At 63.7% G+C, this 12135-nt stretch carries 13 protein-coding genes; 8 read left to right on the top strand and 5 right to left on the bottom strand.

The window, feature by feature from the left end:
• Positions 1–34 precede the first annotated feature (34 nt).
• A complete protein-coding gene (locus V1293_RS01410) occupies positions 35–1240 on the bottom strand; it encodes an RluA family pseudouridine synthase (protein ID WP_334506024.1) in 1206 nt (401 codons plus the stop codon).
• A 131-nt stretch (positions 1241–1371) separates the two neighbouring features.
• On the opposite strand from V1293_RS01410, the gene V1293_RS01405 reads away from it, so the two are divergent.
• The 5 genes from V1293_RS01405 (at position 1372) to V1293_RS01385 (ending at position 4287) form a co-directional block, all read left to right on the top strand.
• Positions 1372–2319, top strand: coding sequence for an alpha/beta hydrolase (locus V1293_RS01405; protein WP_334506022.1), 948 nt, complete (start codon positions 1372–1374; stop codon positions 2317–2319).
• Positions 2320–2455: 136 nt separating this feature from the next.
• Positions 2456–2890: a hypothetical protein gene (locus tag V1293_RS01400; protein ID WP_334506020.1), complete on the top strand. Its 435-nt coding sequence runs from the start codon at positions 2456–2458 to the stop codon at positions 2888–2890.
• Between the two features lie 24 nt (positions 2891–2914).
• Positions 2915–3595, top strand: a complete 681-nt coding sequence (locus tag V1293_RS01395; protein ID WP_334506018.1) for a winged helix-turn-helix transcriptional regulator — start codon at positions 2915–2917, stop codon at positions 3593–3595.
• Between the two features lie 12 nt (positions 3596–3607).
• Positions 3608–4003, top strand: a complete 396-nt coding sequence (locus V1293_RS01390) for a TfoX/Sxy family protein (RefSeq protein ID WP_334506016.1) — start codon at positions 3608–3610, stop codon at positions 4001–4003.
• A complete protein-coding gene (locus tag V1293_RS01385; RefSeq protein WP_334506014.1) occupies positions 4000–4287 on the top strand; it encodes a hypothetical protein in 288 nt (95 codons plus the stop codon). The genes V1293_RS01390 and V1293_RS01385 overlap by 4 nt, the downstream gene beginning before the upstream one ends.
• Before the next feature lie 102 nt (positions 4288–4389).
• Here V1293_RS01385 and V1293_RS01380 read toward each other — a convergent pair whose 3' ends face one another.
• The 4 genes from V1293_RS01380 to V1293_RS01365 form a co-directional block, all read right to left on the bottom strand.
• On the bottom strand, positions 4390–5055 hold the full coding sequence (locus V1293_RS01380) for a tetratricopeptide repeat protein (protein ID WP_334506012.1): 666 nt from the start codon (positions 5053–5055) through the stop codon (positions 4390–4392).
• A gap of 47 nt (positions 5056–5102) precedes the next feature.
• Positions 5103–6437 (bottom strand): replication-associated recombination protein A, encoded by a 1335-nt coding sequence (locus tag V1293_RS01375; RefSeq protein WP_334506010.1) that lies wholly within the window; start codon positions 6435–6437, stop codon positions 5103–5105.
• Complete coding sequence (locus tag V1293_RS01370) at positions 6434–7828, bottom strand: DegQ family serine endoprotease (RefSeq protein ID WP_334506008.1); 1395 nt, start codon at positions 7826–7828, stop codon at positions 6434–6436. Before V1293_RS01370 ends, V1293_RS01375 begins: the two co-directional genes overlap by 4 nt.
• 81 nt (positions 7829–7909) lie before the next feature.
• Entirely contained in the window at positions 7910–8287 is a 378-nt protein-coding gene (locus tag V1293_RS01365; protein ID WP_334506006.1) for a winged helix-turn-helix transcriptional regulator, read from the bottom strand.
• A gap of 123 nt (positions 8288–8410) precedes the next feature.
• Between V1293_RS01365 and V1293_RS01360 the strand changes: the two genes are divergently transcribed.
• The 3 genes from V1293_RS01360 (at position 8411) to V1293_RS01350 (ending at position 12046) form a co-directional block, all read left to right on the top strand.
• Positions 8411–9424 carry a zinc-binding alcohol dehydrogenase family protein gene (locus V1293_RS01360; protein ID WP_334506004.1) on the top strand — a complete coding sequence of 338 codons (1014 nt, stop codon included), beginning with the start codon at positions 8411–8413 and terminating at the stop codon, positions 9422–9424.
• Positions 9425–9567: 143 nt separating this feature from the next.
• Entirely contained in the window at positions 9568–10545 is a 978-nt protein-coding gene (locus V1293_RS01355) for a Bug family tripartite tricarboxylate transporter substrate binding protein (protein ID WP_334506001.1), read from the top strand.
• A gap of 7 nt (positions 10546–10552) precedes the next feature.
• Positions 10553–12046, top strand: a complete 1494-nt coding sequence (locus tag V1293_RS01350) for an amidase (protein WP_334505999.1) — start codon at positions 10553–10555, stop codon at positions 12044–12046.
• Positions 12047–12135 lie beyond the last annotated feature (89 nt).

Here is a 12135-nt window from a genome sequence, read left to right as displayed (position 1 = left end):
TGTTTGCCGTTTGATCGTTGTTGCGCGCCCCGCGTCATTCCTCCGGCGCGTTCTCGATCGGATCGAACCGGTCATGCTCAAGCCCCAGCAGATTCCAGGACTGCAGCATGTGCGGCGGCAGCGGCGCGCTGACATCGATCACGCCGCCACGCGGATGCGGGATCACGATCCGCCGCGCCAACAGATGCAGCCGGTTCTGCAGGCCACCCGGCAGCGCCCAGTTCTCCTTGTTGAAATATTTGGGATCGCCGACAATGGCGTGGTCGATATGGGCCATATGGGCGCGCAATTGATGGGTTCGCCCGGTGACCGGCTTCAGCGATACCCAGGCGAGTTTTTGGGCGGAGGTCTCGACCACGGCATAGTAGGTCACCGCGTGGCTGGCGCCCTCGTCGCCGTGTTTTGCAACCCGCATGATGCTGTCGTCCTCGCTCTCTTCCTTGGCAAGGTAGGTCGAGATGCGGCCCTGCTTCGGCTTCGGCACGCCGGCAACCAGCGCCCAGTAAATCTTGCGCGCCGAGCGATGGCGGAACGAGCCGGTCAAGGCGGTGGCGGCAAAGCGGGTTTTTGCAATCAATAGACAGCCCGACGTTTCCCGGTCCAGCCGGTGCACCAGCCGCGGCTTCTGCCCCTTGGCGTCGCGCATCACTTCCAGCATGTCGTCGACGTTTCGCGTGATGCCGGAGCCGCCCTGCACGGCGAGCCCAGCGGGCTTGTTCAGTACCATGACGTCGGCGTCCTCGAAGAGGATCATGTCCTTGACGGCTTGCAGCGTCTTGGTTGCAGCTTCCGAGAGCTGACCCGCGCCTTTCGGCGTGTCGAGCTTCAGTGGCGGAATGCGGATACTCTGGCCTTCCTCAAGCCTGTCCTTGCTGTCGGCGCGCTTGCCGTTGACGCGCAACTCGCCTTTGCGAACGATGCGCTGGATGTGGGAGAACGAAAGCCCCGGAAAGCGCGCCTCGAGGAAGCGGTCGACGCGCATGTTGTTCTCGTCGGCGGTCACGACGACGGTCTGAACCTTGGTCGGCAGCGGCGGCGGCTCGGGGGCGATCTTCTCGGGCTCGGGAACGAACGGCGCCGGCTTCGTCCGGCGCGGCTCGGCAAACCGTGCGGACTTGCCGCCGGGGCGATTGCCCTGCGGCCCGTCACCGGACTTCTTGTTGCGAAAGGGAGTAGCCCCTTTGGGGCGATCGCCCGGCGAACGCGACTTGGCTAGCGGTTTTCGGTCGCGGCGGCTCATCTGGTTCCGGCTCCAAAGGTGAGCCTTTCGGTAGCGCAAATGCAGCGAATCGTCACGGTGAAATCGGTACAAATTGGCGACGGGATCGGCCATGTTAGGCCGAACCCAGAAGAAACGAAGGAGTATCGCGGATGGCATTCTCGAGATTGGCGCTGGCTGCGCTTGCGGCTGTCCTCGCCAGCACGGCCGCCGCCGCGCAGCAAGCCCCGATGTCGGAGGATCTCGTCTGGAAGCTCCTGGAAATCGGCCGCGTCGTCGATCCGCCCAAGACCGCTGCGCTGTTCGCGCCGATGCAGCAGAAGGAACCGTACCAGGGCGTCAAGACCGAGCGCGAGGTCAAATACGGGCCGGCCGATCGCCATCTGCTCGATGTCTTCACGCCGGAGACGGCGGCATCAGCCCGACCGGTGCTGATCTTCGTTCACGGCGGCGCCTTCGTCGGCGGCAACAAGCGGACAACGCCGACCAGCCCGTTCTACGACAATGTCATGCTGTGGGCCGTCCAAAACGGCTTTGTCGGCGTCAACGCCACCTATCGGCTGGCGCCGCAATCGCCCTACCCGGCGGGCGCCGAAGATCTCGCCGCCGTCGTGGCATGGGTCGCCGGCAAGATCGGCGAGCGTGGCGGGGACCCCGCGCGCATCTACCTGATGGGGCATTCGGCCGGCGCGATTCATGTCGCCAACTACGTGTCGCATCCGGAGTTCTACAAGGTGAAAGACGGCGGCCTTGCCGGCGCGGTGATGGTGTCAGGCATCTACGACCTGAACGCTTCGCCGCTCGGCGATCCCGAGATTGCCTATTTCGGCTCCGACCCATCGCGCTATGCCGAGCGCTCCTCGCTTCAGGGTTTGCTGACAACGAAGGCCCCGCTGATGATCGCCGCCGCCGAACTCGACCCGCCGCGCTTCGTCGAGCAGTTCAATCTGCTGAAGCAGGCCGCCTGCAAGGGGCCGAACGGGTGCGCGCGGGCGACGATGGTGCCGCAGCACAGCCATATGTCGGAAGTGTATGCGATCAACGCGGTGGATACGCGCCTTGTCGATGAGATCCTCGATTTCGTGAAGACGGGGAAATAGCTTTCGAATGAGGGCGCGCATTGCGCGCCCCACACCCGGAACCGCCGTTGCGCCTGAGGGCTCCGTCACCCATGAACAGTTGACTCCAGATTTTGTACTGCATACTATAAAAAATGTAGTAAGCTGGAGCTTTCCGATGTCAGCGACATCTGACGTTGCCCGCCCAACCGGCGTCCGCAGCTTTTGGCTTGGATTTGCCGCCTATCTGCTTCCGTCCTTTCCGATCGCCTACGTCTGGCATCTCGTCCTGTTCGAGCAGAAGTACCACGCGCTCCAAATCTATCGCGACGAGCCGGTAATCGCCTTCGGACTGGCTTCGATGATCATCCAGGGTGCGATCTTCTCGTGGCTGTTCCCACGTGTATTCATCCAAGGCAGCGGCTCCTTCGTGAAGGACGGGCTGTTGTACGGTCTTGGCGCGGGCCTGCTGTCGTGGTCATTCACCACGCTCGCGGTCGGAGCCAAGAATGTGATGGCTTCCGTGCCGGATTATGTGCTGCTCGAAACCGCCTTCACGATCCTGCAATTCGCCGTCGTGGGGCCATTGATTGCGCTCGCCTACCGAAGATGATGCGGAGGAAACCGACCTAAAGGCATGAGCAACCTGCACTACCCGCAATTCTGCGCACTTGCCCGCGCGGCGGAAATCATCGGCGAGCGATGGACTCTCCTGATCATTCGGGAGCTTCTTCTCGGGCCGAAGCGATTTGGCGATCTCCTGGATCATCTTGACGGCATGAGCCCCACCTTGCTGACAACGCGCCTCACCGCCCTGACCGAATGCAACGTCGTAAGGCGGACGGCCTTGCCGCCTCCGGTCAATGCGCAGGTGTACGAGCTGACGGAGATCGGCCGGGAGATTCAGCCCGCGATCCGGGAGTTGATCCGCTGGGGCGGCCGCTTCCTGTTCCCGCCGGTACCGGGCGACACGTTCGAGCCTGACTGGGTGCTGCTCGGCCTTGACGCTATTGCGAAGCGCTCGCCCGTGCCGGAAATCAACGTCGGCCTCGTGGTCACCCATGGCAAGAAATCGGCCGGCTTCACCGTCGCGGGCAGCAGCGTCGGGACGACGATTCAGAGAGGCCTCACCGATTGCAAGGGGACGCTGGAAGCCCCGTTCGACGCGGTGCTGCAGATTGTCGGAATGAGCGTATCGCTTCAGGATGCGATTGAGGCGAAGCGCGCCAGGGTAACCGGCGCCATGGCGCTCGTCCGCAAGCTTCCCCTTCTGTTCGACCCCGCGGATCGCCGGCGCATCACGCCCGCTGCAAACTGACGGGAGGGACCGGTGGCCTGGACGAAATCACCGCAGTCGCTGATCGATCTGTTCGAGACGTCGGTTCCGTCAGGCACAAGTGTTTCCCGCCGCAAGATGTTCGGCTACCCGGCGGCCTTCGCCAACGGAAACCTCTTTATCGGGCTGCATCAGAACGATTTCATCATACGGCTATCGGACAAGGATCGCGCCCGGTTCAGCGCCGAATTCGGCGAACGGCCCTTCGAGCCCATGCCGGGCCGGCCGATGCGTGAATATGTGCGATTGCCCGACGAACTGCTGGCCGACCCGCGCAGCCGCGCATCCTGGATCGATCTTTCGCTGCGGTATGCCGAGGCAATCGCACCGAAAGCGAAGTCCCCCAAGGGAAAGCAAATGCCCCGACCGGTGAAAAGGAGTAGCCCATGAAGAAGTTTGTGCTGTTGCATTACGGATTTGAGAAGCCCACCCCGGAAATCATGGCCGCCTGGGGCAAATGGTTCGAAGCGACCAAGCCGCATACCGTTGACATGGGCGGCTTCGGCAATGGTCGCGAGATCTCGAAGGGCGGAACGAGGGACCTTCCGCTCGGGCCCGACTCCATCACCGGCTTCACGATCGTCAACGCGGCAAATCTCGACGACGCCGAGAAGATGGCCCAGGGCAATCCCCACATTTCGAGCATTCGTGTCTACGAAGTAAGGTCCGCTTGACACGAAAGACGTTGCGGCGAATGGCGCGGTTCAGCGACTTGGCCACGCGCCGTTTCGCTGCTGCATCACAACCGCGTCGCCCGGTAGTCTAAGCCGCCCGAGCTATTTGCACTGCGCGACGTTTCTCACCGCCGTCAGGTCGCCCATGGAATTGTTGGATGGGCGGTGCTTGGCAGCCTCCTCCGCCGCCGTGCAGGCCGCAACCGGGTCACCGTTCTGGAAGCGCGCCCAGGCGAGATTGGTCCAGGCGTCGCCGAAATCCGGCGCCTCCTTGACCGCCTGTTCCAGCACCGACAGCGCATCGCGCGGCCGCTTGGCGATCAGCAGGAAGCGGCCATAATCGGCATGGAGCGCCTTCACCGGATGAGGCTGCTTGAGCGCGATCCTGAAGAGCTCGTCCGCAGCATCCAAATCATTGAAGCGAGCTTGGGCTATCACCGCGAAGCCATGATAGACGCTGCTCTGTTCAGGTGAAACGAGAAAGGCCTGATTAAATCGCAGCGCGGCTTCCCGTATCCTGCCGGCATTTATCGCTATCCAGGCCCGCTTGGTTGCTTCCTCGAAAGCCTTTTCACGCGAGCCGGTGGCTCCAACGATGGCGTCTACAAATTTATCGTCGGCGGCCTTCTCCTCGGAATTCTTGGCCGCAAATCCGAAAAATGGCTGCTCGTTGATCGGCGCGGAATACGTCCGCTTCGTCACTTGTACGCCCGGCACCACTTCGACGGTCTCAGCGGTAGCCGCAACCGTAGGCGCCAGCGTCGCCACAAAGGCGACAGCGCGAATGGTCTGTGCAAGATAGTTCCCGAAACTGTTCATTCGCGCTCACGTTCCTTTCGCAACTTCGCCCAATAATCCAGCCGCTTGCGGATTTCACGCTCAAACCCGCGATCGGGCGGATCGTAGAAGGTTTGCCGCCCCAGCGCTTCCGGAAAGTAGTCCTGCCCGGAGAAGGCGTCCGGCGCGTCGTGGTCGTATTCGTAGCCGGTACCATAGCCTTCCGACTTCATCAGCTTGGTTGGCGAATTCAGAATATGCTTTGGCGGCAGCAGCGAACCGCCCTCTTTCGCCGCGCGCATCGCAGCGCCGAACGCCTTGTAGGCGGCGTTCGATTTCGGCGCGGTGGCCAGATAGATCACCGCCTGCGCGATCGCGAGCTCGCCTTCGGGAGACCCAAGGAAGTCGAACGCATCCTTGGCGGCGTTGCAGATCACCAGTGCCTGCGGGTCGGCGAGACCGATATCCTCGACCGCCATCCGCACCACGCGCCGTGCCAAAAACAAGGGGTCCTCGCCGGCGTCCAGCATGCGCGCGAGGTAATACAGCGCCGCATCAGGATCGGAGCCGCGCACCGATTTATGCAGCGCCGAGATCAAATTGTAATGGCCGTCGGCGGACTTGTCGTAGATCGGCGCGCGGCGCTGCAAAATTTCCTGCAACTGCGCAGCATTGAAGATTTCGTCCTTGCGCGCGGCGCGCCAGACCTCTTCGGCCAGGGTCAGCGCGGCGCGGCCGTCGCCATCAGCCATCCGCACCAGCACGGCGCGCGCCTCCGCATCGAGCGGCAGCCTCCTCCCCTCGATCTTCTCGGCATGCGCAAACAGTTTTTCGATCGCGGCGACATCGAGCGAATGGAACACCAGCACCCGCGCCCGCGATAGCAGCGCGGCGTTGAGCTCGAACGACGGATTTTCCGTGGTGGCGCCGACCAGCACCACGGTGCCGTCTTCCATCACGGGCAGAAATGAATCCTGCTGGGCGCGGTTGAAACGGTGCACCTCGTCGACGAACAGCAGCGTGCCCTTGCCCATCTCGCGCCGGGCGCGGGCAGCGTCGAACACCTTCTTGAGGTCGGCGACGCCGGAAAACACCGCGGAAATCTGCTCGAAATGCAGCTCGGTGGCATCCGCCAACAGCCGCGCCACGGTGGTCTTGCCGGTGCCGGGCGGCCCCCAGAACACCAGCGAGCCCAGCGTGCGCGTCTCCAGCATGCGCGTCAGCGCGCCGTCGGGACCAAGGATGTGGTCCTGTCCAACGACCTCGGCGAGCGTGCGCGGCCGCAGCCGGTCGGGCAGCGGACGCGGCGCGTCCTGCTCCATCCCTGCCGCGGCAAAGAGGTTGGTTGCCTCGCGCGGTTGCTTGGGGCTCATCCGCCCAGCGTCACGTTGATCTGCTGACCGCCGCGCACCACGACGATGCGCCAGAGCCTGGATGATGCTTTCGAGGCCTTGTCGAGGTCGCTGGTCCTGGCGATCTTCTGGTTGTTGACGGCAAGGATGATGTCGCCCTTCTGGAAGCCGACGCTGGCAGCCGTTCCATCATCGGCAAGGTCGATCACCACGACGCCCTCGGTCTGGGAATCCAGATGCAGCTCATCGGCGACCGCCGGCGAAATGTTGGCGACCTTCGCGCCCTGGAACGGCGAACGCGCGGTGAGCACGATTTCGTCGCGGTTGGTGTCGGGCGCGGTCTCCAGCGGCACCGTGACCTTGACGAGCTTCCCGGCACGCTGCACGTCGATTTGCGCACCGCCGCCGAGCGGCCTGGTGGCGAAGCGGTAATCGAACGCATTGGGATCGTCGATTGTCTGCCCTTCGATCGCGACGATCAGGTCGGACGGTTTCAGACCGGCGCGCGCCGCCGGGCTGTTCGGTGCGACATTGGCGATCAATGCGCCGTTCGGCAGTTTCAGCCCCAGCGTGTCGGCGATCTCCGGCGTCACCGCCTGGAGCTTCGCGCCAAGCCATGGCCGCCTGACGGCCTTGCCGCCGCTCTTGGCCGACGCCACCACGACGCGCACCATGTTGGCGGGAATCGCAAAGCCGATGCCCTGCGAACCGCCGGAGCGCGAAAAGATCGCGGTGTTGATGCCGGCGAGCTTGCCGGTCATGTCGACCAGCGCGCCGCCGGAATTGCCGGGATTGATCGCCGCATCGGTCTGGATGAAGAACTGGTAGTCGGTGATGCCAACCTGCGTCCGCGCCAGCGCCGAGACGATGCCGTGCGTCACGGTCTGGCCGACGCCGAAGGGATTGCCGATCGCGAGCACGACGTCGCCGACCAGCAGTTCATCGGAATTGGCGAAGTCCAGCGTCGCGAATTTGTCTTTTCCGTCCTTCACGCGCAGCACGGCCAGATCGGTACGGCTGTCCTTCAGCACGATTTCGGCCTCGAACTCACGCTTGTCGGCAAGCGAAATCTTGACCTGGTCGGCGCCTTCGATGACGTGGTTGTTGGTGACCACGAGCCCTGTTGGATCGACCATCACGCCCGATCCGAGCGAGCGCTGCATCTGCTCGGGCTGCTGGCCGGGCACGCCGAAGAAGCGGCGGAAGAGCGGGTCGTCCAGCAGCGGGTTGCGGTTCTGCACGGTCTTGGCGGCATAGACGTTCACCACCGCCGGCTGCGCGCGCTGCACGATCGGCGCGTAGGACAGCCGCAACTCGGCGCCCGAGGACGGCACGCGCCGGTCCTGCGCCAGCGCAGGCGTTGCGACGACTGCCGAGGCCAGCAGCAGGGCGAAAGAGCGGATCAAATTCATGCGAAAATCCTGGAATTTGGCGCCACACATATAGTCGCGCGGCGGCAACGAGAGAAGATTATATGGACCCAATACCGGCAGCTACGCCGCGCGATCGGGCGTTTTGACGACGTCTGGCGCCGGCGCACAGGATAGCCGTTCCTGATGGCCCTCGCCCCACGCCCGCAGCGTCTCGATCACCGGCCGCAGGCTCACGCCGATCTCAGACAGCGTGTATTCGACCCGCGGCGGCACCTCGGCATAGACCTTGCGGATCACGAGCTTGTCGTCCTCGAGCGCCCGAAGCTGCTTGGTCAGCATGCGCTGGGTAATCCCTGGCATCCGCCGCCGCAACTCCCCAAAGCGCTGGGTGCCGGCCTGCAGGTGAAACAGGATCACGCCTTTCCACTTGCCGTCGATCAGATCGAGCGTAGCCTCGACCGCGCAACCCGGCCGATGGGCAAAATTCCGCCGTTTCATAGACAATTTTCCAATAGTATCCAAACAGGGACTAGTTCCCCGAATTTACAGTACTTGCCAAGTGGATGCCAGCGCGACAGTTAGGCTCAACCGCTCAATCAAGCAAACCAGGAGGGCACGGACATGAAGGCCGTCGGATACCGAAAATCACTCCCCATCGAGCACGCGGATTCGCTGATCGATTTCGAAACCGCCAAGCCGGAACCGAAGGGCCGCGACATCAGGGTTGCCGTCAAGGCGATCTCGGCCAACCCGGTCGATTACAAGGTCCGCAAGCGCGCCGCTCCGCCCGAGGGCGAGACAAAGATCCTGGGTTATGATGCCGCCGGCATCGTCGATGCAGTCGGCCCCGACGTGACCCTGTTCAAGGCGGGCGACGAAGTGTTCTACGCCGGCTCGATCCTGCGCCAGGGCACCAATGCGGAATATCATCTGGTCGACGAACGGATCGTCGGCAAGAAGCCAAAGTCGCTATCGTTCGCGCAGGCCGCAGCGCTGCCGCTCACCTCGATCACCGCCTGGGAATTGCTGTTCGACCGGCTCAGCGCCGTGCCGGGCAAGAGCGTCGATCCGCGCACGCTCTTGATCACCGGCGGCGCCGGTGGCGTCGGCTCGATCCTGATTCAGCTTGCGCGCCGCCTCACCGGGCTGACGGTGGTCGCGACCGCGACGCGTCCGGAATCGCAGAAATGGTGCCTCGACCTCGGCGCGCATGCCGTGATCGATCACTCCAAACCTATGAAGGAGCAGATCGAGAAGCTGAAAGTGCCGCCGGTGGCGCTGGTTGCGAGCCTCACCTTTACCGACCAGCACTACAAGGCGATCGCCGATTTCATGGCGCCGCAAGGCAAGTTCGGCCTGATCGACGATCCCCCGGAATTCACCGTCTCTGCCTTCAAGGGCAAGGCGGTCTCGATCCACTGGGAATCGATGTTCACGCGTTCGTCGTTCCAGACGCCGGACATGATTGCGCAGCACCATCTGCTCAACGATGTGGCAGACCTGATCGACAAGGGCGTGCTGCGCACCACGCTCGACCAGACCTTCGGCACCATCAACGCGGCTAGCCTCAAGCGCGCGCATGCGCTTTTGGAAAGCGGCAAGTCGCGCGGCAAGATCGTGCTGGAGGGCTGGTAGCGACCAAACAACAGGGTGACCAAACAACAGGGTTGATCGGGAGGTCGATTCAGGGGAGCCTGCTCCATCGATCCGGGATGGCTGTCGCCTAGAACCCCGGCGCGAATTGCCGGGGGTTAAGGAAGACAGGAGGCCTGTTTCGAATGATAAGGATGTTTCTGGCGGCCGCGATCGCGTCGGCCTGGGTGATGGGTTGTGCGTCGACCGCAACGGCGCAAGGCAGCTACCCCGAAAAACCGCTCCAGTTGATCGTGCCCTTTCCGGCCGGCGGCGCCTCCGACGTCGTGGGGCGCATCGTTGCCGGCGAACTCGAGGCACGCCTGGGCAAGCCCGTGATCGTGCTCAACCGCCCCGGTGGCGGCACCACGATCGCAGCCAAGGAGGTCGCCAACGCGGCTCCCGATGGATACACCCTGTTCTCCAGCTCGAATTCGACGTTCACCTTGCAGAATGCGGTGAAGGAGAACGTGCCGTACGACAGCGCCAAGGATTTCGAGCCGATCGCCCAGACCGGCACCATCACGATGGTGCTGGTCACCCATCGCGACAATCCGATCAAGGACGTTGCTGCGCTGGTCGCGGCGGCAAAGGCCAATCCCGACAAGCTGTCGCTGGCCTCCTTTGGCGTGGCCACCATTTCGCATTTTGCCGGCGAGCTCTTCAAATCGAGTGCCGGCATCAAGATGGTGCACCTGCCCTACAGGGGCAGTGCGCCGGCGATGAACGACCTGATGGGCAAGCACATCGAGTACCACGTCGACACCGTGATCGCGATCAGGCCGCAAATCGAAGCCGGCACGGTTCGCCCGCTCGCGGTGTTTTCCGCCAAACGCTCGCAGTTCCTTCCCGACGTTCCGACGCTCGCCGAACTCGGTTATCCCAATATCGATCTTGTCTCATGGGGTACCATCGTGGTGCCCAAGGGTGTCCCGCCGGCCATTCGCGACCGGCTGGCCTCGACGCTGGAAGAGGCGATCGCCAGCCCTTCGGTGATCGAGCGTTTCCTGAAGGTCGGGTATGAACCCGCTTTCAAGCGCTATGCGGACTGGCCGGGTTTCATCGCCAAGGAAACGGCTGCGATGAAGGAACTGGCCCGCGAGGGCGGGATCAAGGAAGAGTAGTCCTGACATGACCGAGCCGTGCGATCTGCCCGCGGTAGCAGCCCGGGCGCTGATCGGCGAGCGCAAGTTTTCGCCGGTCGAACTCATGGACAGTTGCATCCGGCGCATCGAGGCGATCGATCCGGCCGTCAATGCGGTCATTGCGCGCTCGTTCGAGACCGCGCGCGCAACGGCGCAGGAGAGCGAGGCCGCCGTGATGCGCGCCGATGACCTCGGCGCGCTGCACGGACTTCCGCTCGGGGTCAAGGACCTGATCGACGCCAAGGGGTTGCCGACGAGCTTCGGCAGCGTGCTGTTCGCCGACAATATCGCGAAAGACGACGAAGCCATCGTTGCAATGCTGAAGCGCGCCGGCGCCATCGTCGTCGGCAAGACCAACGTCCCCGAATGGGGCGCGGGCGGCAACACCCGCAATGCGCTTCACGGCGCCACCGGCAACCCGTTCAATCCCGAACGCTCCGCCGCCGGCTCATCCGGCGGATCGGCGGTAGCGCTTGCCACCGGCATGGTGCCGCTGGCGACCGGTTCGGACACGGGAGGCTCGGTCAGGAACCCCGCAGCGTTCTGCGGGGTCGTCGGTTTCCGCCCCTCGCCCGGGCTGATCGCCAGCAACAGCCGCAACATGGCCTGGCTGCAGATCTCGCAGCTCGGGCCGATGGCCAGAAATGTATCCGACGCCTGCCTGATGCTTTCCTGCATGCTGGATCGCGACGCGCGCGATCCGCTGTCGGCGATCCTGCACGCCGGCGGAGCGCCCGAGCGTGCGACCTACCGCGATCCGCCAAGGACCGATCTCGCCGGCTTGCGGATCGCGGCGACCTGCGATTTCGGGTTTGCGCCGACGGAGCGCGCCATCGCCGAGACATTCAAGAAGAAGCTCGCCACATTCGGATCGGCCTTCCGCAGTCTCGAATGGACCCATCCGGATTGCAGCCATGCCGACGAGGTGTTTCGCATATTGCGCGCCGTCGCATTTCTGGGGCGTCACCGTGAACTGGCCGAGAAGTATCCGGACAAGGTGGGGCCCAATATTCGCGACAACGTGGCCGAGGGGCTCGGATATTCCGCGCTCGACGTGGCGCGTGCGCTCTCGCTGCAGACTGCGCTTTATCGGAGCTGGCAGAAATTCTTCGGCGAGCACGATTTTGTCATTGCGCCCACGGTCACGATCAGCCCACGGCCGTGGTCGGAGCTCTACCCGGCCGCGATCGACGGCGCGCCGACCAAAAGCTATTTCCATTGGCTGGCGCTGGCCTATGCCGTCACCAATGCCGGGCACCCGGCGGTGGCGATCCCGGCCGGCCGCGACGGCGCCGGATTGCCGTTCGGCATCCAGATCATCGGCCCGCGCGGCGGCGATGTCGCAACGCTTTCGGTTGCCCGAGAGATCGAGGCCCTGCTTGCAGCCAGTTCGGAGACGGCCCGTCCCGTCCCCGATCTCGCCTGGCTGGGCCGTCAGCCACCGATGTCCGGCCGGCCGGGTTTTCTGGATTTCGACTGAGGCGGTATTCATCTGCGGTCATCGGCTGGGAGGGCTTCTTGCTGACCAGCGCGAGAAGCCGTGCGGAATACCTTTCCTGCCGCAAAGTT

Origin of the sequence: Bradyrhizobium sp. AZCC 1693, from assembly GCF_036924745.1 — a bacterium.
Taxonomy (GTDB): domain Bacteria; phylum Pseudomonadota; class Alphaproteobacteria; order Rhizobiales; family Xanthobacteraceae; genus Bradyrhizobium.
Note: the sequence above shows the minus strand (reverse complement) of the source record. Positions and strands in the feature narration are given on the sequence as shown.

Bases quoted from the DNA above. Each gene is read 5' to 3' on its own strand.
- V1293_RS01370 (WP_334506008.1), bottom strand. From the start codon at position 7,828: ATGAATTTGATCCGCTCTTTCGCCCTGCTGCTGGCCTCGGCAGTCGTC.
- V1293_RS01360 (WP_334506004.1), top strand. From the start codon at position 8,411: ATGAAGGCCGTCGGATACCGAAAATCACTCCCCATCGAGCACGCGGAT.
- V1293_RS01395 (WP_334506018.1), top strand. From the start codon at position 2,915: ATGAGCAACCTGCACTACCCGCAATTCTGCGCACTTGCCCGCGCGGCG.
- V1293_RS01410 (WP_334506024.1), bottom strand. From the start codon at position 1,240: ATGAGCCGCCGCGACCGAAAACCGCTAGCCAAGTCGCGTTCGCCGGGC.
- V1293_RS01405 (WP_334506022.1), top strand. From the start codon at position 1,372: ATGGCATTCTCGAGATTGGCGCTGGCTGCGCTTGCGGCTGTCCTCGCC.
- V1293_RS01350 (WP_334505999.1), top strand. From the start codon at position 10,553: ATGACCGAGCCGTGCGATCTGCCCGCGGTAGCAGCCCGGGCGCTGATC.
- V1293_RS01375 (WP_334506010.1), bottom strand. From the start codon at position 6,437: ATGAGCCCCAAGCAACCGCGCGAGGCAACCAACCTCTTTGCCGCGGCA.
- V1293_RS01400 (WP_334506020.1), top strand. From the start codon at position 2,456: ATGTCAGCGACATCTGACGTTGCCCGCCCAACCGGCGTCCGCAGCTTT.
- V1293_RS01355 (WP_334506001.1), top strand. From the start codon at position 9,568: ATGATAAGGATGTTTCTGGCGGCCGCGATCGCGTCGGCCTGGGTGATG.
- V1293_RS01365 (WP_334506006.1), bottom strand. From the start codon at position 8,287: ATGAAACGGCGGAATTTTGCCCATCGGCCGGGTTGCGCGGTCGAGGCT.
- V1293_RS01385 (WP_334506014.1), top strand. From the start codon at position 4,000: ATGAAGAAGTTTGTGCTGTTGCATTACGGATTTGAGAAGCCCACCCCG.